The organism is Aquimonas sp., from assembly GCF_044377145.1.
Lineage (GTDB): Bacteria > Pseudomonadota > Gammaproteobacteria > Xanthomonadales > Xanthomonadaceae > Aquimonas.
The window spans coordinates 1-23,183 of sequence record NZ_JBILJQ010000066.1; the positions used below are offsets into that span (position 1 = coordinate 1).

22 protein-coding genes and 1 tRNA gene are annotated in these 23,183 nt (G+C 67.3%); 17 read left to right on the forward strand and 6 right to left on the reverse strand.

Translation table 11 applies throughout. The annotated features are described in order from the left end of the window. Positions 1–191 precede the first annotated feature (191 nt). From ACIQ7H_RS17150 to ACIQ7H_RS17210, 13 genes are all read left to right on the forward strand, one after another. The gene (locus ACIQ7H_RS17150) at positions 192–389 is read left to right on the forward strand and encodes a hypothetical protein (protein WP_395793746.1); all 198 of its coding nucleotides are present in this window, start codon (positions 192–194) and stop codon (positions 387–389) included. 242 nt (positions 390–631) lie between these two features. After that, on the forward strand, positions 632–1,504 hold the full coding sequence (locus tag ACIQ7H_RS17155; protein WP_395793794.1) for a methylglyoxal synthase: 873 nt from the start codon (positions 632–634) through the stop codon (positions 1,502–1,504). A gap of 162 nt (positions 1,505–1,666) precedes the next feature. Further along, the gene (gene ccmA / locus ACIQ7H_RS17160) at positions 1,667–2,368 is read left to right on the forward strand and encodes a heme ABC exporter ATP-binding protein CcmA (RefSeq protein ID WP_395793748.1); all 702 of its coding nucleotides are present in this window, start codon (positions 1,667–1,669) and stop codon (positions 2,366–2,368) included. Further along, on the forward strand, positions 2,340–3,044 hold the full coding sequence (gene ccmB, locus ACIQ7H_RS17165; protein WP_395793750.1) for a heme exporter protein CcmB: 705 nt from the start codon (positions 2,340–2,342) through the stop codon (positions 3,042–3,044). Before ccmA ends, ccmB begins: the two co-directional genes overlap by 29 nt. Further along, positions 3,041–3,790 carry a heme ABC transporter permease CcmC gene (gene ccmC, locus ACIQ7H_RS17170; protein ID WP_395793752.1) on the forward strand — a complete coding sequence of 250 codons (750 nt, stop codon included), beginning with the start codon at positions 3,041–3,043 and terminating at the stop codon, positions 3,788–3,790. Before ccmB ends, ccmC begins: the two co-directional genes overlap by 4 nt. After that, positions 3,787–3,978, forward strand: coding sequence for a heme exporter protein CcmD (gene ccmD, locus ACIQ7H_RS17175; protein ID WP_395793754.1), 192 nt, complete (start codon positions 3,787–3,789; stop codon positions 3,976–3,978). The genes ccmC and ccmD overlap by 4 nt, the downstream gene beginning before the upstream one ends. A gap of 10 nt (positions 3,979–3,988) precedes the next feature. Then, positions 3,989–4,531, forward strand: a complete 543-nt coding sequence (locus ACIQ7H_RS17180; protein ID WP_395793756.1) for a cytochrome c maturation protein CcmE — start codon at positions 3,989–3,991, stop codon at positions 4,529–4,531. 71 nt (positions 4,532–4,602) lie between these two features. Then, a complete protein-coding gene (locus tag ACIQ7H_RS17185; protein WP_395793758.1) occupies positions 4,603–6,594 on the forward strand; it encodes a heme lyase CcmF/NrfE family subunit in 1,992 nt (663 codons plus the stop codon). Further along, complete coding sequence (locus ACIQ7H_RS17190) at positions 6,594–7,142, forward strand: DsbE family thiol:disulfide interchange protein (RefSeq protein WP_395793796.1); 549 nt, start codon at positions 6,594–6,596, stop codon at positions 7,140–7,142. The genes ACIQ7H_RS17185 and ACIQ7H_RS17190 overlap by 1 nt, the downstream gene beginning before the upstream one ends. After that, complete coding sequence (locus tag ACIQ7H_RS17195; RefSeq protein WP_395793760.1) at positions 7,139–7,564, forward strand: cytochrome c-type biogenesis protein; 426 nt, start codon at positions 7,139–7,141, stop codon at positions 7,562–7,564. The genes ACIQ7H_RS17190 and ACIQ7H_RS17195 overlap by 4 nt, the downstream gene beginning before the upstream one ends. A gap of 4 nt (positions 7,565–7,568) precedes the next feature. Then, positions 7,569–8,786: a tetratricopeptide repeat protein gene (locus tag ACIQ7H_RS17200; protein ID WP_395793762.1), complete on the forward strand. Its 1,218-nt coding sequence runs from the start codon at positions 7,569–7,571 to the stop codon at positions 8,784–8,786. Next, positions 8,783–9,910, forward strand: coding sequence for a homoserine O-acetyltransferase (locus ACIQ7H_RS17205; RefSeq protein WP_395793764.1), 1,128 nt, complete (start codon positions 8,783–8,785; stop codon positions 9,908–9,910). Before ACIQ7H_RS17200 ends, ACIQ7H_RS17205 begins: the two co-directional genes overlap by 4 nt. A gap of 64 nt (positions 9,911–9,974) precedes the next feature. Beyond that, positions 9,975–10,061: transfer RNA gene (locus ACIQ7H_RS17210), tRNA-Leu, on the forward strand. An 89-nt stretch (positions 10,062–10,150) separates the two neighbouring features. Here the strand turns inward: ACIQ7H_RS17210 and ACIQ7H_RS17215 are convergent. Both ACIQ7H_RS17215 and ACIQ7H_RS17220 read right to left on the reverse strand, forming a co-directional pair. After that, positions 10,151–11,008, reverse strand: a complete 858-nt coding sequence (locus ACIQ7H_RS17215) for an alpha/beta fold hydrolase (RefSeq protein WP_395793766.1) — start codon at positions 11,006–11,008, stop codon at positions 10,151–10,153. Continuing rightward, positions 11,008–11,478, reverse strand: a complete 471-nt coding sequence (locus tag ACIQ7H_RS17220; protein WP_395793768.1) for an inorganic phosphate transporter — start codon at positions 11,476–11,478, stop codon at positions 11,008–11,010. The genes ACIQ7H_RS17215 and ACIQ7H_RS17220 overlap by 1 nt, the downstream gene beginning before the upstream one ends. Positions 11,479–11,643: 165 nt before the next feature. Between ACIQ7H_RS17220 and ACIQ7H_RS17225 the strand changes: the two genes are divergently transcribed. Continuing rightward, positions 11,644–13,863 carry a TonB-dependent receptor gene (locus tag ACIQ7H_RS17225; protein ID WP_395793770.1) on the forward strand — a complete coding sequence of 740 codons (2,220 nt, stop codon included), beginning with the start codon at positions 11,644–11,646 and terminating at the stop codon, positions 13,861–13,863. Positions 13,864–13,929: 66 nt separating this feature from the next. On the opposite strand, the gene ACIQ7H_RS17230 is transcribed toward ACIQ7H_RS17225, so the two are convergent. Beyond that, on the reverse strand, positions 13,930–14,289 hold the full coding sequence (locus ACIQ7H_RS17230; RefSeq protein WP_395793772.1) for a DUF1304 domain-containing protein: 360 nt from the start codon (positions 14,287–14,289) through the stop codon (positions 13,930–13,932). Between the two features lie 146 nt (positions 14,290–14,435). Between ACIQ7H_RS17230 and ACIQ7H_RS17235 the strand changes: the two genes are divergently transcribed. From ACIQ7H_RS17235 to ACIQ7H_RS17245, 3 genes are all read left to right on the forward strand, one after another. Next, on the forward strand, positions 14,436–15,683 hold the full coding sequence (locus tag ACIQ7H_RS17235; protein WP_395793774.1) for a DUF418 domain-containing protein: 1,248 nt from the start codon (positions 14,436–14,438) through the stop codon (positions 15,681–15,683). A gap of 120 nt (positions 15,684–15,803) precedes the next feature. Then, the gene (locus tag ACIQ7H_RS17240; RefSeq protein WP_395793776.1) at positions 15,804–17,957 is read left to right on the forward strand and encodes a putative bifunctional diguanylate cyclase/phosphodiesterase; all 2,154 of its coding nucleotides are present in this window, start codon (positions 15,804–15,806) and stop codon (positions 17,955–17,957) included. Between the two features lie 143 nt (positions 17,958–18,100). Beyond that, positions 18,101–19,426, forward strand: a complete 1,326-nt coding sequence (locus tag ACIQ7H_RS17245) for an NADH:flavin oxidoreductase/NADH oxidase family protein (RefSeq protein ID WP_395793778.1) — start codon at positions 18,101–18,103, stop codon at positions 19,424–19,426. Between the two features lie 209 nt (positions 19,427–19,635). Here the strand turns inward: ACIQ7H_RS17245 and ACIQ7H_RS17250 are convergent, their stop codons facing one another. The 3 genes from ACIQ7H_RS17250 to ACIQ7H_RS17260 form a co-directional block, all read right to left on the reverse strand. Then, on the reverse strand, positions 19,636–20,106 hold the full coding sequence (locus ACIQ7H_RS17250; RefSeq protein WP_395793780.1) for a hypothetical protein: 471 nt from the start codon (positions 20,104–20,106) through the stop codon (positions 19,636–19,638). Between the two features lie 189 nt (positions 20,107–20,295). Continuing rightward, a complete protein-coding gene (locus ACIQ7H_RS17255; protein ID WP_395793781.1) occupies positions 20,296–21,684 on the reverse strand; it encodes a sigma-54-dependent transcriptional regulator in 1,389 nt (462 codons plus the stop codon). Then, the gene (locus ACIQ7H_RS17260; RefSeq protein ID WP_395793782.1) at positions 21,674–23,080 is read right to left on the reverse strand and encodes an ATP-binding protein; all 1,407 of its coding nucleotides are present in this window, start codon (positions 23,078–23,080) and stop codon (positions 21,674–21,676) included. Before ACIQ7H_RS17260 ends, ACIQ7H_RS17255 begins: the two co-directional genes overlap by 11 nt. Between the last annotated feature and the right edge of the window lie 103 nt (positions 23,081–23,183).

Below are 23,183 nucleotides of genomic sequence, written 5' to 3' on the forward strand. Positions count from 1 at the left end.
ACGGCGGAAGATGTTTCTGGCGGGCGAACCCGCAACGGCTTTGGCATGGGAGTCTCCGAACAAAGCCGCCCTAGAATGAGAGATAACGTGCTGCGTCACTGTCTCGTGGAGTGTAGGCGCGTAGGGGCTACACATCGCGCTATCTGTTCACCGATGGTGATGGCTTTATCAGATACGACAGCGCCTGCTGGTTGAAGTCCAACTTGTGCTTCCAGTACCGCAATCCAGCGTACTTTCATGGCGGTTACAAGAACGACAGCAACTTCACCAGTCTCCGCAATGGCGCGTACATCCTGAAGAGCCCGGGTTTGACCTCATGGCTTGAAAACGATCCGCGCAACGATGTCGGCGCCGCTGCCGTCGCCGCCGGCTACGTGGTTGCGTACTGACGAGTTGCCGTCCTGCAACCCATCCGTGAGGCGTCCGCATGACGGCGCCTCATGGCCTTTGGTGCTCGTCCCCCTCAGCTGTTTGCGAACATCGATTGGCCTGGGCGGGCGCTGAGCTGCACCGCCTGCGGTGATCGCGAACACACGGCCCCGCAATGCGGGGCCGTGCGCGTTTGCCGCTACGACACAACGTCGATACGGCTACGATCGGACCCTTCCTCGATCGAGACTTCGCCATGCCCCTGCGCTTCGGACTTGCCGCCAATCGCCGCCACCACGAGGGCCCGGACGCATTGCTGTTCCGCTGGCTGAAGCGCTCCGGCGAGAGCATCCGCGCACTGGAGCTGGGCCTTTACGCAGTCGGCCGGACCTTTGATGTGATCGAATCACGGCGCGCCCTGCCCGACCACGCCGGCCTGGTCCGCTATCCGATGGGCCGCGACGGCGGCCTGATGAAACTGGTCTCTGGCATCGCCGGCGGCACCGAGATCGCGCCCGCGCTGGACGGCGCGTTCTATCTGATGGACCCGGTCGATCCGTCCTCCAACTATCCCGAAGCGCAGGCACTGAAGCGGCAATGCGTGACCCACGACAAGCCTTTCGTGTCGACCCTTGCCGGCGCCGTCGAGTGGGTCGAGATCGAGCGCGTACTGGCGGGCCTCGGTGCCACCGCTCAGGCCGACCCGGTGTTCGACTTCGAGCAGCAGACTGTCGCCCTGATCGCTCACGACTCGCGCAAGGCGCTGATGGACGATTTCGCCGATCGGCACTTCGATCTGCTCAGCCGCTTCAAGCGGCGCATCGCCACCGGTACCACTGGCGGTCGGCTGAATCAGCTCGCCCAGTCCAAGGGCTGGCCGGCGGATCAAGCCTGGGCCGACCGCTACCAGAGCGGCCCGCTGGGCGGCGACGCGCAGATCGCCGAACTGGTGCTGGCTGACCGCTGCCAGCGCGTGGTGTTTTTTGAGGATCCGCATGTAGCGCGCCAGCACGAGGCCGATATCCAGCTGCTGGAGCGCGCGGTGCGCGTGGCGACTGAGCGCGCCGTCTGCGTGACCTCGCCGGCGATGGCGGAGCGCTGGTGTGAAGCGGTGCGGGTGCGGGTGCGCGGCTGAATCGTCGCCGCGCAGCGGGCCTGATCAAGCACCACACAACCGTTCGGCGGCGACGGGCGGTACACGCTTGACCAAACCGCGGGCTGCTTCACATCTGCAGGCGCTCTGCAATGACGCCGCGCATCGACGCTTTCGTCTGCCACCGGTAGCATCGGCGCCCTGATGACTCCGCCTTCCCTTGAACGATCGCCTGACCACCCGGCCCCGCCGCCCTTGCTCGAAGTGCGCGGGCTGGCCTTTGCACGCAATGACGAGCCGATTTTCGGCCCGCTCGATTTCCACGTCGACGCCGGCGAGGCGGTGCTGGTGCACGGCGCCAACGGGCGCGGCAAGACCACCCTGCTGCGTGTGCTGGCAGGCCTGCTGTCAGCACAGGCCGGCACGGTGACGATCGACGGCGAACCGGCCGACCGCGAGGCGATATCGCGCGCCTGTGCCCTGCTCGGGCACCTTCTCGGGCACAAGGGCGAGCTGACGGCGGAGGAGAATCTGCGCTTCGCGCGCGGCCTGTTCGGCCAGCGCCAGGGGATTTCGCCGGTCAGTGCGCTGGCGGCCGTGGGACTTGCTGGGTTCGAGGACAGCCCGGCGCGCCAGCTCTCGGCCGGGCAGAAGAAGCGGCTCGCGCTGGCGCGGCTGCTGCTGGTGCCCTCACGACTGTGGCTGCTGGACGAGCCCTACGCCAATCTCGATCTGGAAGGCATCGATCTGGTCAACCGACTGGTGGCCCATCACCTGGGCCGCGGCGGTGCGGCGCTGATCACCAGCCACGGCGCGTATGCCACCGGTGCGGTGCGCACCCGCACCCTCAGCCTTGATCCGCAGACCGAGGCCGCGAATGCCGCCGAGGAGCCCACCCATGGTTGAGTCCTCCGCCCTTACCGCTTTCGGCGCCCTGCTGCGCCGCGACCTGCTGCTGGTATGGCGACGCCGCGGCGATGCGCTGAACCCGGTGGTGTTCGCACTGCTGGTCGCCACCTTGTTTCCGCTCGCAATCGGTCCCGAAAAGGCCACTCTGAGCCTGATCGCGCCCGGCGTGGTCTGGGTCGCCGTGCTGCTGGCCGGGCTGCTGTCGCTGGACACGATGTTCCGCAGCGATCTTGAGGACGGCAGCCTGGAAATGCTGCTGCTGGCACCGCAGCCACTGGCGCTGATGTTGTTCGGCAAGGTACTGGTGCACTGGCTGACCACCGCGCTGCCGCTGCTCATCGCAGCCCCACTGCTGGCCGAACTGCTGTACCTGCGTGAAGGCCTGCTGCCGGTGCTGATGTACTCCCTGCTGATCGGTACGCCACTGCTCAGTCTGGTCGGTGGCGTGGTGGTGGCCTTGACTGTCGGCATGCGACGCTCTGGTATGCTCCTTGCGCTTCTGGCCCTGCCCCTGTACGTGCCGATTCTGATTCTCGGTGCGGGATGCGTGGCGGCGGCGGCGCAAGGCCTGTCGTATCAGGGCGCCCTCTTGTTGCTGGGTGCGGGCCTCGCCCTGCTGACTATCCTGGCGCCGCTGGCCACGGCGACCGCGCTTCGGATCGCGATGACATGAATCCCGTGCTGCTGTGGTTCCACACGATGGGCTCGCCGCCCAACTTTTATGCCTTCGCCGGGCGCTGCCTGCCTTGGCTGTACGGCGTCGCGATACCGATGATCCTGTGGGGCTGCTGGGCCGGCCTGTTCGAGGTTCCCGCCGACTACCAGCAGGGCGACACTTTCCGGATTCTGTTCGTGCACGTGCCGGCTGCGTGGATGAGCTTGTTCATCTACGGCGTGATGTCGATCAATGCCTTCATCGCCCTGGTCTGGCGGATCAAGCTCTCCGAGCAGCTGGCGATGAACTGCGCGCCGATCGGGGCCGCCTTCACGGCCATCACTCTTCTGACCGGCGCGATCTGGGGCAAGCCGATGTGGGGCACCTGGTGGACTTGGGACGCACGTCTGACTTCTGAGCTGGTGCTGCTGTTTCTGTATCTCGGCGTGATGGGCCTGTATGCCGCCATCGAGGACCGCCGCGCCGCCGCGCGTGCAGCCTGTTTTCTGGCCCTGATCGGCTTCGTCAACGTGCCGATCGTGCATTTCTCGGTGAAGTGGTGGAACACCCTGCACCAGGGTGCCACCATCAAGCTGTTTGGAGAATCAACCATGGACCCGAGCATGCTGGCGCCGCTAATCGCGCTCGCCTTCGGCACCAAGCTGTGGTTCCTCGCTTCGCTGCTGGCGCGGACCCGCTTCGCGATCGCCGATGCTGAACGCAACAAAGAGTGGGTGCGACGCGCCCTGGGCGGTGCGGGATGAGCGAACTGCTGGATCTCGGCGAGTACGCCGCCCATGTCTGGACCTGTTACGGCCTGTTCCTCGGCTTCCTGCTTTGGGACCTTCTGCTGCCTGCCCTGCGCTTGGCACGCCTGAAACGCGAGCTTGCCCTGCGCAGCCGCCGCGAGGCCGCACGTGCTGCAACCACCGCTGAAAACCCCGTCCCCTGAGCGCACCGCCATGAACTCCGTCCGCAAGCGTCGCTTGATCGTCGCCAGCCTGATTCTCGGCGCCGGCATGGTTGCCGGCAGTCTGATCGCGCTGGCTCTGCAGTCGAACATCAACTACCTGCATTCGCCGTCTGAGGTGATCGCTGGCGAAGCGCCAGCGACAGGTGTGTTCCGCATCGGTGGCGTGGTGCTCGAAGAGAGCATCCAGAGCGGCCGGGTCGAGGCCACCCGCGAGGTTGAGTATCGCTTCACCGTGACCGACCGCGAGGCCGAGTACCCGGTGATCTACCGCGGCGTGCTGCCCGATCTGTTCCGTGAAGGCCAGAGCGTGATCGCCAAAGGTCGGATCGAAGAGAACATCTTCATAGCCGATCAGGTGCTGGCCAAGCATGACGAAACCTATATGCCGGCCGAGGTCGCCGACAAGATGACCCAGGCACGGATCGCGCGGGCCCAGCAGCTCAAGGATCAGGCAAACCAGCCGTTGGAAACGCCCACCGGGGCTGACCAAGCGATCACGCCGCAGGCCGCCGCAGGCAGCGGCGCTCCGTAAGTCTCTTTGCTTGCCGCGGCCGACATCGACTAACGCGGCCCGCGTGCTCCCGAACCCACAGGCAGCAACTCATGTATCCCGAGCTTGGTAATTTCGCCCTGGTGCTGGCCCTGGTACTTGCGCTGGTGCAGTCCTCATTGCCGCTGTACGGCGCCTGGCGCGGCCACACCGGCATGATGGCCACCGCACGCTCGACCGCCTACGGCCAGTTCGTGTTTCTGTTCATCGCCTACCTGGCTTTGACCGCCGCCTTCGTACAGCAGGATTTCTCGGTCGCCTACGTGGCGCAGAACTCCAACACCCTGCTGCCAATGCTGTACCGGATCTCGGCGGTCTGGGGCGCGCACGAGGGCTCGCTGCTGCTGTGGGTGCTGATCCTGTCTGCCTGGACAATTGCAGTCGCCGCCTTCAGCCGCAGCCTGCCGCTGCAGGTCGTCGCCCGCGTGCTGGCGGTGATGGGCTGGGTCAGCGTCGGCTTCCTTCTGTTCACCCTGATCACCTCCAACCCGTTCGAGCGCCTGCTGCCGGCGCCGCTGGAGGGCCGAGACCTCAACCCGCTGCTGCAAGACCCCGGCCTGATCATCCACCCGCCGATGCTCTATGCCGGCTATGTCGGCTTTGCTGTGGCGTTCGCGTTCGCGATCGCTGCCCTGCTCGGCGGCAAGCTCGACGCCAACTGGGTGCGCTGGAGTCGGCCGTGGACCAATGTCGCCTGGTCCTTTCTCACCCTCGGCATCGGCCTCGGCAGCTGGTGGGCCTATTACGAACTCGGCTGGGGCGGCTGGTGGTTCTGGGACCCGGTCGAGAACGCCAGTTTCATGCCCTGGCTGGTCGGCACTGCGCTGATACACTCGCAGGCAGTCACCGAGAAGCGCGGCAGCTTCGCCGGCTGGACCCTGTTGCTGGCGATCGCTGCGTTCTCGCTGTCCCTGCTGGGCGCATTCCTGGTCCGCTCGGGCGTGCTGACCTCGGTGCATGCCTTCGCCTCCGACCCCGAGCGCGGCGTATTCATCCTGATCTTCCTGCTGGTGGTGGTCGGCGGCTCGCTGCTGCTGTACGCGCTTCGCTCGGGCGGCATCGAGCGCGGCAAACCCTCGGCCCCGCTGTCGCGCGATACCCTGCTGCTGCTGAACAATCTGCTGTTTTCCGCCGCGGCGGCGATGGTGCTGATCGGCACCCTGTATCCGCTGTTCGCCGACGCGTTGAACCTCGGCAAGATGTCGGTCGGCCCGCCCTACTTCAACCTGCTGTTCACGGCGCTGATGGTGCCGGTGATCGCGCTGATGCCGTTCGGCCCGTTCGCGCGCTGGCAGCAGGAGTACGTCGGCCGCTTTGTGCCGCTGATCAAGATCGGCCTTTCGGCCACCGTGCTGACGACCGCGCTGGCAGTGTTCTTCATGGACGACGGTGGGCTCAAGGCCTGGGCCGGCGTGGCCGGCGCGACCTGGGTCATGGTCGGCACGCTTGCCTTCGTCTGGCAGCGCATTCGCAGCGCCAGCACCGGCCGCCGCTTCACCGCCGAAATGCTTGGCATGGTGCTGGGGCATTTCGGTATCGGCGTGTTCGTCGCCGGCGTACTGCTGGTCGAGAGCACCAGCATTGAGCGCGACCTGGCGCTGAAGAGCGGCGAATCCACCGAGCTGCGCGGCTACCGCTTCGAGTTCCAGGGCGTGGCGCATCGCGAAGGCCCGAACTTCGAGGCCGATCGCGGCACCGTGCAGGTGTTCAGCGGCGACACGCTGATCGCCACCCTGCATCCAGAAAAGCGCGCCTACCGCAGCGGCGGCCAGATCATGACCGAAGCCGCGATCGACCCGGGCTTCACCCGCGACCTCTACGTCGCCCTGGGCGAGCCGCTCGGCACGGGCGAATCGTGGTCGGTGCGGGTCTATGTCAAACCGTTCATCCGCTGGATCTGGCTGGGCGCGCTGTTCATGGTTCTGGCCGGCGTAGTGGTGGCATTCGACCGCCGCTTCCGCCGCGTGCCGGCGGCGGAACCGCAGCTTGCCAGCCCCCAACCCACTGCTGCCGTCGGCAGCGAGCCCGCTGGTGCCCGCGCATGATCCAGCGCGTGCTGCCCCTGCTCGCCTTCCTGCTGCTGGCGGTGCTGCTGGCCGCCGGAATCTGGCTGGCGCAGGTGCGTGACCCGAACAAGATCCCCTCGCCGCTGATCGGCAAGCCGGCGCCCGCGTTCAGCCTGCCCAGCCTGCACGAGCCCGATCGCATGGTCGAAAGCAGCGAGCTCAAGGGTCGCGCCTACCTGCTCAACGTGTTCGGCAGCTGGTGCCCGGGCTGCCGCGATGAGCATCCGGTGGTTGAGCGACTCGCGCGCAGCGGCCAGCTGCCGGTGATCGGTTTCAACTGGAAGGACGAACGCGCCGATGCACTGCGCTGGCTGGCCCAGTTCGGTGATCCATATGCGCTGATCGTGGTCGACTTCGAGGGCCGCACCGCGATCGACTACGGCGTCTACGGCGCGCCGGAGAGCTTCCTGATCGGCGCCGATGGCAACGTCCACTACAAGCACATCGGCCCGCTGACCTGGGCCGATGTCGAAGCCGAGATCCTGCCGCGCCTGGCCGCGGCGAATGCCACCGGAGCCACCCCGTGACGCGCATCCTTGCCGGACTGCTCGGCCTGCTGATCAGCCTGGCGGCGCTGGCCATCGACCCGCTGCCGTTCCGCGATCAGGCCGAGCAAGACCGTTTTCGCAAACTGGCCGCCCAGCTGCGCTGTGTGATGTGCCAGAACCAATCGCTGGCCGACTCCGACGCGATGATCGCGCAGGACCTGCGGCGCGAAGTGTTCCAGCTGATGCAGGACGGCAAGACCGATCAGGAGATCAAGGATTTCCTGGCCGAGCGTTACACCAACTTTGTGCTCTACAACCCGCCGTTGGATGCCCGCAATGCCCTGCTGTGGCTGAGCCCGGTGGCGCTGCTGCTGATCGGCGGCATCACCGTATTCGTGATCGTGCGCAAGCGCAGCGCGGCGCTCAAGAACCCGGCGCCCGACAACGACGAGGAGTGGTAAACCCATGTTCTGGATTCTGGCCGCGGTGCTCGGCATCGCTGCGCTGGCCTTTGTGCTGCGTCCCCTGCTGAAACCGCCCGTGCTTGACCCTGCCGCCGACAAGCGCCGCGCCCTGCGCGCTGCGCACGCGGCAGGCGCTTTGGACGACGCCGAACTCGCGCAACGCTTGAACGCGCTCGGCCCGGCGCCGCTCGCTGCCGCACCCGCGGGCGCCAGCCTGATCCTGCTGCTGGCGGTGCTGGTGCCGGCGCTCAGCGTCGGCTTCTATCTGTGGGTCGGCAACCCGGACGCACTGGACCCCGCTGCCGCGGTCGCGACCGCGGCAGCGACACCCGCCAGCATGGAGGAAGCGATCGTCGCGCTTGAAGCCCGGCTGGAGGCCGAACCCACCGATATCGAAGGCTGGGTGCTGCTGGGCCGCTCAAGACGCAATCAGGAGCGCTTCGCCGACGCCGAGAAAGCGCTCGCACGCGCCCATGCGCTGGCGCCGGACGAGGTCGAGATTCTGATCGACTACGCCGAAGCCAAGGCTCTTGCCACACCTGAGCGTCGCTTCGGCGGTGAATCGCTGGCCCTGCTGCAGCAGGCGCAAACGCGCGATCCCGCAAATCCGCGCGCGCGCTGGCTGTTGGGCATTGCGGCGATGCAGGGCGGCCGCCCCGCCGAAGCGGTGGAACTGTGGGAAGCCCTGCTGGCCGACATGCCGGCGGATGCGTCGGCACGCAATGCGCTCACCAAGCAGATCAATGACGCCCGCGCCCAGGCCGGCCTGCCGCCGCTGCGCGACTCCGCGCCAGCAGTGCCACCGATGCTGGCGGCGCCTGCGGCTGCAGCGCCCGCCGCAGCAACGGCCAGCGCGTCGACCGATGCCGTCGCCGGGCCGCGTATCGAAGTCAATGTCAGCCTGGATCCCGCCATCGCCTCGGCGGTGCCGACCGATGCCGTGCTGTTCGTGTTCGCGCGCGCACCGCAGGGCTCGCGCGCGCCGCTGGCAATCCAGCGGATGCCGGCCTCGGCCCTGCCGGCCACGGTGGTGCTGGACAACAGCATGGGCATGATCGCGGGCATGAATCTGTCCAGCCAGACCGAAGTCATCATCGGCGCGCGCATCTCGGCCAGCGGCAACGCGGCCCCGCAGAGCGGCGACCTTGAAGGCCTGCTCGATCCCCAGCCCGTCGGCATCGGCAAGGTCGATCTGCTCATTGACCGCGTGCTGCCGTGACCGAGTTCATCCCGCCCGGCACCCGCTGGTTCGACCTGCCCTCGCCCTTCATGATGAAGCGCGGCGGCTGTTTGAACGGCGGCCGCCTCGCCTATGAAACCTGGGGCGAGTTGGACGCCGAGCGCAGCAATGCGGTGCTGATCCTGACCGGGCTCTCGCCCAGCGCACACGCAGCCGCCCATGCCGACAATCCCGAACCCGGCTGGTGGGAAGCCATGCTCGGCCCCGGCAAGCCGATCGACACCACACGCTGGTTCGTGATCTGCGTGAACTCGCTCGGCAGCTGTCGCGGCAGCAGTGGCCCCGCCTCGATCGACCCCGCCACCGGCCAGCCCTGGCTGCTCAGCTTCCCCGAACTCTCGATCGAAGATGGCGCACGCGCCGCGTTCGCACTGGTGCATGGCCTCGGCATCCACCAACTCGATACCGTGGTCGGCTGCTCGATGGGCGGGATGACCGCGCTGGCCTATCTGCTGCAGCATCCGCTGTCGGCCCGCCGCATGTTGAACGTCTGCGGCGCGGCGCATGCGCTGCCGTTCTCGATTGCCGTGCGCTCACTGCAGCGCGAGTCGATCCGGCTTGATCCGCAGTGGAACAACGGCGACTACAGCGACGATGCCTATCCTGAATCCGGCATGCGCATCGCCCGCAAGCTGGGCGTGCTGACCTATCGCTCCGCGCTCGAATGGCACGGCCGCTTCGGCCGCGTGCGGCTGGATGGCGAACTGCGCGAGGACGACCCTTTCGGCCACGAATTCCAGGTCGAGTCCTACCTCGAAGGCCACGCCCGCCGTTTCATCCGCCAGTTCGACCCCAACTGCTACCTGTACCTGTCGCGCTCGATGGACTGGTTCGACACCGCCGAATACGGCCGCAGCGACGGCGAGGGCGACGTGCTGCGCGGCCTCGCCCGCATCCGGCTGCAGCAGGCGCTGGTGATCGGGGTCGAGACCGACATCCTGTTCCCGATCGAGCAGCAGTCCCAGATCGCCGAAGGCCTGCGCCGCAGCGGCACCGACACCCGCTTCGCCGCCCTGCCATCGCCGCAGGGCCACGACGCCTTCCTGGTCGACTTCGAACGCTTCGGCCCGCTGATCGAAGACTTCCTGGCCGCACCGATCTGAACCGTTCGCGGCTCTCACGCACACGCAACGCCGCTGCTATACTGCGCGGCCTTGTGGGTCACCTGCCGAAGTGGCGGAATCGGTAGACGCGGCGGACTCAAAATCCGTTTCTGGCGACAGAGTGGGGGTTCGAGTCCCCCCTTCGGCACCAGGTGACCCATTCAAGCAGGCTGCAAGCAGCCGGCGTTCGTGCACTCTCCGAACGTCTCATTGCGAATCCGCCTGATTCACGCGCTTCTGCTACTGGAGCGCCGCCAGAATCTCCGGCGGCGACAGCGGCACGGATTCCGGTTTGTCGCTGAACAACACCTCAGGCAATGCGTGGCCGCGGAAGAAGGCCAGTGCTGCCGTGTTGGTCGCGCTGATCGAGTCGAAGGGCGTGCCGTGGCGCGAACCCCGCACTACCACGAGCTGCGCGCCGATGCGCTTGGCGAAGGCCTGCTTCTCGGCCAGTGGGGTGTAGTCGTGTTCGGCGGCCAGCACCAGGGTTTCGACTTCGAGTTGATCGAGCCGAGCGCGCGCGCACCACGCTGCCAGCGCGCGCGCCTGGCGCAGATAGTTCTGCTTTGACTGCATGCCGAACACATCGACCACGCGCGTGCGCATGGCGGCCTGGTGCGCATGCGGAAACAGCCGCGTCGCCACCATCCGGGCGGTGTTGCGCAGGCCGAGCACGCGCACCAGGCTGAGTTGGCCGTGCAGCTCCCAGCGCTTGCGCCAGGTGTCGGCGCGGTAGCTGGGCAGGCTGTTGATGGTCATCAGGCGACGCACGCGCGCCGGCGCCTGCAGGGCGAGCTCAAGCGCGACCGCGCCGCCCAGCGAGAATCCCATCAGATGCACGCGCTCGATGCCGGCACGGTCCAGCGCCGCCAGCAGGGCGCGGGCATAGCCGGCGATCGAATGCTGCGTGGGTGCAGGGCTGCGGCCTGCACCGGGAAGGTCGGGCACCAGCACGTGGAAGTGCTCGGCCAGCGGGCCGACCTGAAAGGCCCAGTCGGCGCCGCTTGAGCCCAGCCCGTGCACCAGCAGCAAGTGCTCGGCATGCGGGTCGCCAAAAGCGCGCCAGTGCAGATGCAGCGTCGGCGTGGCTGAGTCCATCAGCCTTTGACCGTGGTGTAGAACATCGTCGTCGAGATCAGCGCGGTGGCCTGCACGGTGATCATCCACGCGGCGATCAGCCGCATCTTCACGGTGCGCTCCAGAGCTTCGCAATGCACCCTGCGCGAACCTTTTCGCTCAGCCTTTGAAAAACTGCTTTCGCCGCATTCGCCACGCTGCCTGATCTCCCCGAGCGAGCTGCAATCGTCGGTGCGAGAGCCGGCCTCGCGCTCCTTGAGGAAAGCTTCGATCTCGTGCTGCTCGCTGCCATTCTCACTGTGGTGCTGTTCGATCTCGGCGATGATCCGCTCGCAGTTGGCTTTCAGAGACTCGCGCAGGAAGCCGATGCCAAGAACCGCGCCGATGGTGACCTGCGTGGTGCTGATCGGCAGCCCCTGCTGCGAGGTGATGATAACCGCCAACGCCGCCATCGCCATCATCGCTGCCCGCCGCGAGGCCCGCGCCGCCATCCACCGACCGGAGCGCCACCGTTGAGCAAGCGATTTGCATACATCGGATCGGCGATGCTGCTACTTGCCCTGGTTGCACGCCGCAATGCAGCATTGGGTTTTTCCTCACCCTGCGTGAAGCGCAGGCTGCGTCCGGACACGTCCACCCCAACTTCCGAGGTTCCCATGTCGAAGCCCTTCCGCCGGACCGCGCTGTCGCTCGCGCTGAGCCTGGCCCTGCCCGCCCTCGTCAGCGCCCAGGACACTGCCACCGATCCTGCTCAGCTCGACACCATCACGGTCACCGCACAGCGCCGCGCAGAAGACCCGCAGAAGATCCCGCTGGCGATCACCACGGTCAGCGCAGAGAAGCTCGATATTCTCGGCTCCGGCGGCGAAGACATCCGCTTCCTGGCCTTCCGCCTGCCCAGCCTGAACATCGAGTCCTCGTTCGGCCGCGCGTTTCCACGCTTCTATGTGCGCGGTCTTGGCAACGGCGATTTCGATCTGAACGCCTCGCAGCCGGTCTCGCTGATCTATGACGAAGTGGTGCAGGAGAACCCGCTGCTGAAGGGATTCCCGCTGTTCGACCTGGATCGGATCGAGCTGCTGCGCGGACCGCAGGGCAGCCTGTTCGGCCGCAATACGCCGGCCGGCGTGCTGAAGTTCGAGTCGGTGCAGCCGGCACAGGATCGCAGCGGCTATGGCCAGCTCTCCTACGGCCGCTTTGGCACCGTGAATGCCGAGGGCGCGATTGGCGGCGGCTTGGGTGAGACCACCTCAGCGCGTGTGTCCGGCCTGTACCAGCGCCGCAGCGACTGGGTCGACAACGCCTTCACCCGCCGCAGCGACCAGTACGAGGGCTACCGCGAGTTCGCCGGCCGCGCGCAGCTGCTGTTGGAACCCTCGGACGCCACCCGCGCGCTTTTCAACATCCACCTGCGTGACCTTGACGGCACCGCGCGGCTGTTCCGCGCCAATGTGTTCAAGCCCGGAACCAACGACCTGGTCGACAACTTCCGCCGCAGCGTGGTCGCCATCGATGGCGCCAACCAAACCGAGCTGCGCAACCTGGGCGCCAGCGCGCGGCTGTCCTTCGACCTCGGGCGCGTGACCCTGTACTCGGTCACCGGCTACGAGACCCTCGACAGCTTTTCTCGCGGCGATATCGACGGCGGCTTTGGCGCCAGCTACGCGCCGCCGTTCGGGCCGGGCTTCATCCCCTTCGACGCGCAGTCTGCCGACGGCTTGCCCGAGCATCGCCAGCTGACCCAGGAGTTCCGATTCGCGTCCAACGACTGGGGCACGCTGGACTGGCAGGCCGGCGTATTCCTGTTCGATGAAGACATCACCATCGACAGCTTCAACTTCAACACCTTCAGCGGGGCGCAGAACGGCTATGCGGTGCAGACCCAGCGCAACCAGGCCTGGGCGCTGTTCGGTTCGACCGAGTACGCGGTGTCGGACGCAGTGCAGCTCAATGCGGGCCTGCGCTACACCCGCGACGACAAGGACTTCACCGCGCAGCGCCTGGCGAGCCCGATCGGTGCTGGCACCACCCCGCTGCTCAGCATCAATCCAAGCGATTCCAACCTGAGCGGCGACCTGTCGGCGAGTTGGTTCATTGATGCCGACAGCAGCATGTACGCGCGCTATGCCCGCGGCTTCCGGGCGCCGAGCATCCAGGGTCGACTGCTGTTCGGCGATACGATCTCGGTGGCCGACTCCGAAACCGTGGATTCGTTTGAGCTCGGCTACAAGTCGACATTGTTGGATGGTGGCGCGCGCTTCAATATCGCGGCGTTCAGCTACACGGTGAAGGACCAGCAGCTGACCGCCGTCGGCGGCAACGCCAACTTCAACACCCTGATCAATGCCGACAAGTCGGTCGGCCGCGGCATCGAGATCGACCTCGACGCCTACCTCAGCGAGCAGCTGCTGGTGAGCTTCGGCTACAGCTTCAACGACACCGAGATCCGCGACCGCGGGCTCGCCATCGCTCCCTGCGGCGGTGGCTGCACGGTGCTGGACCCGGCCGGCAGCGCGCCGGGCACGGTGTCGATCTACGGCAATCCGCTGCCGCAGGCGCCGAAGAACGTGGCCAACGTGACCGCGCGCTACAGCATTCCGGTCGGCGAGGACGAGATCTACATCTACACCGACTGGGGCTACCGCAGCGAGGTCAATTTCTTCCTCTACGAAGCTGCCGAGTTCCGCGGCAAGTCACTGCTGGAAGGCGGCCTGCGAGTCGCCTACAGCTGGGAGTACGGCAAGCACGAGCTGGCCCTGTTCGGCCGCAATATCACCGACCGGCTGGTGGCCGTGGGCGGCATCGACTTCAACAATCTGACCGGCTTCGTCAACGAGCCGCGGGTGTGGGGCATCGAGTTCACCAGCACCTTCTGATGCAAGCCGGTGGCCGCGGAGCGCTCGCTCCGCGGCCACCGCTGGCGCAGGTCGGACTGGCTGTCATCAGACCGCGAACAGCAGCAGCGCGATCGCCCCTGCAGCAGGCACCGCCTGGATGTAGAGAATCTTGCGGCCCACCGTCAGCCCGCCGTACAGACCGGCCACCAGCACGCAGCCGAGGAAGAACAGCTTCACCGCATAGCCTTCTGCTCCGAGCCACAGGCCCCAGCCGAGACCAGCCGCCAGGAAGCCGTTGTACAAGCCCTGATTGGCCGCCAGCACTTTGGTTATCGCGGCTTTTTCAGGCGTCATCCGGAACGCACGCAGGCCGGTCGGGGTGTCCCACAGGAACATCTCCAGAACCAGGATGTACACGTGCAGCAGGGCGATCAGCCCGACCAGGGCATCGGCAAACAGTGGCATCGGCAAATCCTCGCTTGAACGAATGAGCCCGGCGCCGCCGGGTCGACCGTGGATGACCACGGCGACAGCAATGCTCGCACGCGGTGGCCTCGCGTGACTGCCGTTGCGGCACACTGCCGGCCGCACAGCCAAGCCGACGCTCATTCATGTCCGACACATCCGCTGCACCACGATCCCCCGAACAGCGACATGCACTGCTGGACGCACTGCGCGGTTTCGCCCTGCTCGGCATTCTGCTGATGAACATCGAGTTCTTCAGCCGCCCGCTGCAGGACTTCATGAGCGGCATGGAAGACGCCAGCGGGCCCGCGGGAGTGGCCGCCTGGGCCGTGTATGTGTTCGTGCAGGGCAAGTTCTGGGTGCTGTTCGCGCTGCTGTTCGGCATGGGCTTCGCGCTGCTGCAGACGCGGCTTGCCGGCAGCGATCGGCCGTTCACTGCGCTTTACTTGCGGCGCACGCTGGCGCTGGCGGTGTTCGGACTGCTGCATATCGTGCTGCTGTGGCCCGGCGACATCCTGCTGGCCTATGCGATCACGGCGCTGTGCCTGCTGCCGTTCGCGCAGGTGCAGGGCAAGGCGCTGTGGATCAGCGGCGTCGGGCTGTACCTGCTGGTGGCGCTGAGCTGGGTGCTGATGGGCTGGTCGATGGGCTACATGCCGGCTGAAGCGCGCGTCGATGTGGAGGCGTACATGGTCGAGGAAGCCGCCAAGGGGATCGAGGCCGCGCGGATCTATGCCACTGGCAGCTACCTGCAGATCAGTGCGCTGCGCGGCCAGGACTACTTCGGCTACATGTTCGAGCAGATGCTGATGTTCCAGGTGCCGATGGCGCTTGGCGTGTTTCTGCTCGGCGGCTGGCTGCTGCGCTCCGGCCGTATCACCCGCGCCGCCGAGCACCGTGGCTTCTGGGTCAGCCTGCTGCTGTCCGGTGCGGCGATCGGCGGTGTGCTGGCGAACGCCAGCCTCGGCATCGGCAGCCACTTCGATCCGCTGACCGGGTTCGATCGAGCCCTGCTGGCAGCGGGGGTGATGGCGCTGGCCAACCTGCCGCTCGCCCTCGCCTACCTCGCCGCTTTCGTGCTGTTGTTCAACACACGCCTCGGCGCGCGATGCTTAAGCCTGCTGGCGCCAGCCGGGCGCATGGCGTTGAGCAACTACCTGCTGCAGTCGCTGCTCTGCGGCCTGCTGTTCTACGGCTATGGCCTGGGCTGGTATGGCGAGGTCGACCGCTGGCAGCAGGTGCAGATCGCATTCGTGATCTTCGCCACCCAGCTGCTGCTTTCACCGCTGTGGCTGCGCAGCTTCAACTACGGGCCGATGGAAGCAGTCTGGCGCGGCCTGACCTATGGCCGCTGGCCGGCCATGCGGCGCACGCGGGTACTACCACCGGGCTGAAGCGCCCCAACCAGCCTGGAAGCTCAGCATCTGCGGGCACAGGCCTTGCTTGCTTGCCCTTACTTCAGGCCATGCGCGTCCGCAGTTCTCGGACCGCAGCCGACGCACGAGCGAGCCAGCATGCGCGATCCGCCGACGCCGAGCCCCACTGCTTCCGCCGCACCCAAATCCGTGGCAACCGCAGGGGTGGGCCGCAGGCTGGCGCTGAACGTGGTGCTGTTCAGCCTGCTGGTCGCAGTGGTGCTGTCCGCACTGCAAACCTGGATCGAACGGCGCGCCGAGCTGCGCCTGCTTGAGCAACGCGTCGAGCAGATTCTTGAAAGCACCGGCAGCGCGCTGGCGCTGTCGGTGTGGAATCTGGACCGCTCGCAGGTGGATGTGCTGCTACGCGGGATACTGTCCTTGCCGGACGTGCGCGCAGTGGAGCTGCGGGCGCAGCAGGGCCAGGTTTTTTTCGACGACGGCGATCGCCAGCGCGCGCTGCGGATCGGCGACCCCAGCGTGCACAGCGCTCTGGTATGGGAACGCCCGATCAGCTTCCAACGCGGTGGCTCCGCCGTGCAGCTGGCGCAGCTGCGCATCGAGTTCGACACCGCTGCGGTCGAGTCGCGTTTGCTGCAGCGCGCCCTGCGCAGCGCGCTGGCGCAGATCGCGTTGACCCTGCTGATCGCGCTGTTCCTGCTGTGGGTGGTGAACAATCTGGTGACCCGGCATCTGGTGCGGCTGGCCGATGCCGCCAGCCGTTACGACGTGCGCAATGCCGACGTCAGTTTTCGCATCGAGCGCCGCAAAACCGGCGGCGCGCACGACGAGATCGATCGCGTGGTCGGCGCGTTGGAGGCGATGCGGACCAACCTCGAAACCGCCTATCGCGACTTGGCGCGGGTCAACACCGAACTGCAGGTGGACATCCATGCCCGCGAGCTGGCCGAGAGTGCGGCCGCCTTCATGGCCCGCCACGATGCGCTGACCGCGCTGCCGAACCGGCGCTTTCTGATCGAAAGCCTGCAGCGCCAGCTTGACGCCAACCGCGACGGCGACAGCCATGGCGCACTGCTGTTCATCGACCTCGACAACTTCAAGAACTTGAACGACGCCCGCGGCCATTCCACCGGCGACGCGGTGCTGATTGAACTGTCCCAGCGGCTGAGCCGGGAGATGCCCGAAGGCAGCCTGATCGCACGCATGGGCGGCGATGAATTCGTCGCCATGCTGGTCGGCCTCGAGGGCTCGCCCGGCGTGGCTGCCGCCCGAGCGCGTGCCTTCGGCGAAGGCCTGCGGGAGATTATCGGCGAGCCGGTTCAGGTGTTGGGAGAAGCCTTCCGGCTCAGCGCCAGCATCGGCATCGCGATGTTCCCGACAGATGGCGACGACATCGAAACCCTGATCCGCCACGCCGACAGTGCGATGTACCAGGCCAAGGCCGACGGCCGCAATCTGGTCCAGCTGTTCCAGCCGGCACTGGTCTCACGGATCGAGTACCGCCACGCGATGGACGCCGATCTGCGTGAGGCGATCGATCTGCATCAGCTGAATCTGCACTATCAGCCGATCGTCGACCCCGACGGTCGCTTCGTCGGCGCCGAGGCCCTGCTGCGCTGGCAGCATCCGCGCCGTGGTGCGGTGTCGCCGGCCGAGTTCATCCCCCTGTGCGAACAATCCGGCTTGATCATCGCGATCGGCGAGTGGGTGATCGCAGAAGCGCTGAGCACCCTGGTGCGCTGGCAGTCGATGGGTCTGCTCGGCGATCTGCACTATCTCAGCATCAATATCAGCCCGCGCCAGTTCAAGCAGGCGGATTTCGTCGAGCGTCTGACCGCCCGCCTGGAGGACAGCGGGGTGGAAGCCCGGCGCCTGGCGCTGGAGATCACCGAAGGCGCGGTGATCGACGACAGCGAAGACGCCATCTGCAATCTGCAGCGGCTGCGCACGGCCGGATTCCGTCTACTGGTGGACGACTTCGGCGTCGGCTATTCCTCGCTGTCGTATCTGAAGCGACTGCCGGTGCATGCGATCAAGATCGATCAGAGCTTCGTGCGCGACATAACCACCGACCCCAACGACGCCGCCCTGGTCGAAGCGATGCTGGCGATCGGCCAGCGCTTTGGCCTGGATGTGATCGCCGAGGGTGTCGAAACTGCCGATCAGTTCGGCCTGCTGCGCGAACGCGGCTGCCAGCTGTTCCAAGGCTATTTCTTCGGCCGGCCACAGACGGCGGCAGAGCTTGAGCTCCGCTGGCTGCAGGTCGCCGCCAGCACACTGCGCGACGGCTAGCAGCCTGCCGGTGAAGCCGCGCCCGCGCTGATCGGCACCGGCCTGCAGGCGATCGGCGCCGAGGCGGTCGCCGCGCCCTGCTTCGACTGAATCGCCCGCGGGCGCTGGCATACTCCGGCACGATCTTCTGCCCCCGGATGCCCATGAGTCTGCGCGCAAGCACTGCCATTGATGCCTTGGCCGAGCCGTTCACCCTCCCCTGCGGCGTGGTGCTGCCGAACCGCCTGTGCAAGACCGCGATGACCGAAGGCCTGGGCGATGCGCAGCTCCGCGCCACGCTTGAGCATGCGCGTCTGTACGCGCTGTGGGGCGCCGGCGGGGTCGGCCTGAACATCACCGGCAATGTGATGGTCGACCGTCACGTGATCGAACGACCGGGCAATGTCGCGATCGATATCCGCCATCCGCCCTCGATCGATGTCGAAGCGCGAGGCCGGCTGCGCGCCTGGGCCGAATCCGGCACCGCCAGCGGCGCGCAGCTGTGGATGCAGATCAGCCACGCCGGCCGGCAGTCGCCGCGCTACGCCACCCGCCAACCGGTCGGGCCGTCGGCGGTCAAGCTGGATCTGCTGGGCAACTACAAGACCCCGCGCGCGCTGAGCGAGGCGGAGATCCTCGACATCATCGAACGCTTCGCCGCCGTGGCCGCGATCGCCAAGACCTGCGGCTTTACGGGCGTGCAGGTGCACGGCGCCCACGGCTATCTGATCAGCAGCTTTCTGTCGCCGGTGACCAATCGCCGCGACGACCGCTGGGGGGGCAGCCTTCAAAACCGCGCGCGCCTGCTGATCGAGTGCGTGCGCGCAACGCGTGCGGCCGTTGGGCCGGCGTTTCCGGTGTCGGTGAAGCTCAATTCCGACGATTTCCGCAAGGGCGGCTTCAGCCATGCCGACTGCCTGCAGGTGGTTGCCCTGCTGAATGCCGAAGGCATCGACCTGCTGGAGATTTCCGGCGGCACCTACGAGCAGCCGCAGCTGCTCGGCGTGTCCGGGCGCTCCGGTGATGCAGTCGCGGTGCGCAGCAGCAGCCGCGTGCGCGAAGCGTATTTTCTGGAGTATGCCGAGGCGATCCGTGCGGTGGCGACGATGCCGCTGATGGTCACCGGTGGCTTTCGATCGCGCGCCGGAATGGAGACCGCGCTGGCGTCCGGCGCGCTGGATGTGATCGGCCTGGCGCGGCCGTTCTGCACCGATCCGGACTGCGCGCGCGAGCTGCTGGAGCGGCGCATCGACAGCCTGCCCGCGCACGAGCGGCGCCTGCATCTGGCCGCGCGCGGCTGGCGCTCGCCGGCCAGCCCGATCCTGCTGATGAAGATGATCAATGTGCTGGGCACCCAGGGCTGGTACTACCAGCAGATGGAGCGGCTGGCGCGTGGACGCCCGATCGATCTGCAGCGCGGCCTGCTGCGCAGCTTCGCCCGCTACTGGTGGGATGACCTCAGCCGCGCGCTGCGTCTGCGTCGCGATTGAGAAACTGAGCGGCGAGGCAAGCAAGCGACTGAGCGACACCGACCTGAGCGTTGGCGTGGAAACAAAAGCAGCCCGGCGCTGGGGGTGCAGCGCCGGACTGGGCAACAAAGGTCTGGCCCGTATCAGTTCGTGCCGCTGCCGTCCTCCGGCTGCCGCTCGATACGGCGGATCACCCGCAGCTTGCCCGGCTCGCCGTCTGCCACGTCGGCCTAGGCGAGGGCCTCGGCGATCAGGGCATCCAGCTCAGCGGAGTCGACCTCATCACCGCTGCGCACATGGCGCACCACCCGCACCTCGCGCGGCGTATCGCCGCCGATGGCGGCGCCATCGACACGGTGACGCTTCAGCACGATCTGCTGGCTGTCGCCGTCGCCGCCGAGCTCGATCACCTCCACCGGCGGCAGTGCGATCTCACGGATCTCGCCGGCGATCTCAACGCGCAGGCCCTCGTCGGTGCGGGTGACGATCGCCGGCAGCCCGCTGTCGGCGGTGAGTTGACGGCTTTGTCCTGGGGCCAGCTGGGTCATGTCGACCACCACACGCTGCTCGGCGCCATTGGCATCAAAACGGATCTCGGTGGTGTCGCGGTCGGCGGCAGCGGCCGAACCGAGTGCGGCAACGAAGCCGGTGGCCGCGAGGGCGAGGCTGAGCAGGCTGCGGCCGGACAGAAACGTGTGCATGGGACTCTCCTTGGTCGATGGGATACCGCGGCGATCAAGTGCCGGGCACTGGGGTCTCAGCAGACACCGTGCCAAGTCCGAATCCATTTAAATATCAATACCTTGCACTTAATCTCTCGCTACGCCCCTGCGCCCGGGCCTGATCTGCGGACTGCCGATCCGCAAATGCGGAACGCGATGCTGGGCGCGTCAGGCCTCGCCGCCTTCCGGCTCCTTGCCCTCGGCCAGGCCATGCTTCTCCAACCGGTACAGAAAGGTCTTGTAGCTCAGGCCCAGCAGCGCGGCGGCGCGCTTGCGCTGGCCGGCGGTGCGCGTCAGCGCCTGCTGCAGCAGGGAATGCTCCAGCGCCTCGAAGTCGAGGCCTTCCGCGGGCAGGCGCACATCGCCGTCGCGACCGCGGCCGGCGGCGGTGTCCGCGGCCGGTGAATCGGCGTCCTCGCCCAGCAGCACCAGTCGTTCCACTGCGTTGCCCAACTCGCGCACATTGCCCGGCCACGGGCGCTCCATCAGGCCGCGCAGCAGCGAACGCGGGATAGCACTGGGAGGCAGCCGATGTTGCCGCGCCGCGCGGGCGGCGAAGTGCTCCACCAGCATCGGGATGTCTTCGCGGCGCTCGCGCAGGCCCGGCAGATCCAGGCCGACCACATTGAGCCGCCAGTACAGGTCCTCACGAAAACGCCCTTCGGCGACTTCGCGTTTGAGATCGCGATTGGTGGCGGCCAGCACGCGCACGTCGACGGCCTGCTCGCGCGCGCCGCCGACGCGGGTGATGCGGCCCTCCTGCAGCGCGCGCAGCAGCTTGGGCTGCAGGTTCAGCGGCAGCTCGCCGATTTCGTCGAGAAACAAGGTGCCGCCATCGGCCTGTTCAAACCAGCCGGCGCGTGCGGCCTGGGCGCCGGTGTAGGCGCCGCGCTCGGCGCCGAAGAACTCGGCCTCGATCAAGCCTTCGGGAATCGCCGCGCAATTGACCGCCACGAAGGCCGCATCGCTGCGCCGCGACAGCTTGTGCAGGGCGCGCGCCACCAGCTCCTTGCCGGTGCCGCTCTCACCCTGGATCAACACGGTGGCCTCGGTCGGCGCCAGCCGCTGGATCTGCCGGTACAGGCGCTGCATCGCCGGCGCACGGCCGATCATGTCGATCAGACCTTCCTGCTCGCCCAGAGCCTGATTCAGTCGCTGGTTCTCGGCGCGCAGCCGGCCGCTGCGCAGGGCCTTGTCGAGGGTCAGCAGCAGGGCCTGACGCTCGAAGGGTTTCGCCAGGTAATCATCGGCGCCGGCCTGGATCGCCTCCACCGCGTGTTCGATGCGGCCGTAGGCGGTCACCAGCACGAAGCTGAGCTCGGGCCGCAGCCGGCGCACCGATTTCAGCAGCGACAGTCCGTCGCCCTGCGCCAACCTGAAATCCGATAGCACCAATACCAGCCCCGGCGTATCCAGCAGGGCCAGCGCGGCGGCTTCGCCATCGGCGATGCGCACGCTGTGGCCGGCGGCTCGCAGCAGCTCGGACACCAGCTGCTGCTGCAGCGGATCATCCTCCACCAGCAGGATGCCGACGCCCGGGCGATCGTCATGCGACATGCGTGTTCTCCTGCGAGCGCCGCGGCCGCAGCCGCAGCCGGGCGCGCGTGCCCTGCGGCTGCAGGGCTTCGAGTTCGATATCGCCACCGTACCGCTGACGGGCCAGCCGCTCCGACAGGTACAGGCCCATGCCGGCGCCGGTCGGCTTGCTGCTGACATGCGGCTCGAACAATCGCGCGCGGATCTCCGCCGACAGCCCTGCGCCACCGTCATCGACCTCGATCAGCACCGCGCCATCAGCCTCGGCGCGCGTGTGCACGCGCACGCAGCCGCCCGCGGGCGAGGCCTCCAGTGCATTCAGCACCAGGGTGTGCAGCAGGATGCGCAGCTCGGCCGGCACCGCCAGCAGACTGAGCGGCGCCAGCGCGCGCTCGAACCGAACCTGTCCGGCGGCACGCTGGCTCGCTTCCAGCAGTACGTCGTCAACCACGGCGCTGATCGACACCGTTTCGGCCTGCGCGCCGGCCGCAGCCGACAGCGCCAGAAAGCCACGCAGGGCCTGATCTATGCGCGCCAGCTGCTCGCGTCCGGTGGCAACCAGGCTGGTGTCGACGCCGTCACCGCGGGCGGCCAAGGCTTCAAGGCTGAGGCCCAGCGCGTGCAGCGGATTGCGCAGCGAATGCGCCAGACCGCGGCCGATCTCGCCGAGCTCGGCCAGGGCGCGATCCTCGCGTCGACGCTCGGCCTCCGCCCGCAGTGCGGAAAGATCGGCCGACATGCGGTTGAAGGCCTCGATGCTGGCGCGCAGCTCGGGCGGGCCGCGCGGCGAGATCTGCAGCCCGAGTTCACCGCGGCCCAGTGCCTGCGCGCTTGTCGCCAGGTCTTCCAGCGGCCGGGTGAGCCGGCGCGCGATCAGCACCGAGCCGATCAGGCCGAGCAGCAGCAGCCCCGCCAAGCCCCACAGCAGGCGCACGGTGAACTGCTCGATGCTGCGCTGAACCGGCGACTCCGGCAGCGGAATCTGCAGCTCCGGGCCCAGGCCCTGCACGCGCAGCGCGGCCACGCCTTCCGCGCGGCGCACCTCGAAGCGCACCGCGTCGGGGTCGAAGCGTTCGGCGCCGGGCGGCAGCAGGGCTTCGATCTGTTCGGGCGTCAGCACCTGCCCGTTGATCTGCATGCGCACTTCGCGCTGCGGGCCGGCATCGGCAGGGTTCTTGATCCTGCGTTCGATCAGGGTCTCGATATCGATCCTGGGCGGCGCGTCGCCGCTGTCGCGCACGATGTCGCTGCGCGCGGCATGCAGCACGGTCACCAGCGAGCGACCGACCGCGCTGGCCGACTCACCCACCGCCAGCTGCAGGCTGTCGGTCAGGCTGCGCAGGCCCAGCCAGCCGAGCAGACCGAGCAGCAGGATCAAGCCAAGAAAACTCGAAATCAGGCGTAGCTGCAGCGACATGAGGGTGGCAGTCCCGAAATGCGGATCGATGAGGGTCTATGAGCAACGCCCGTGCCAAGTGCCTTGACCGCGCAGATTCAGCCTCGATGATCGCAGGCGAGCG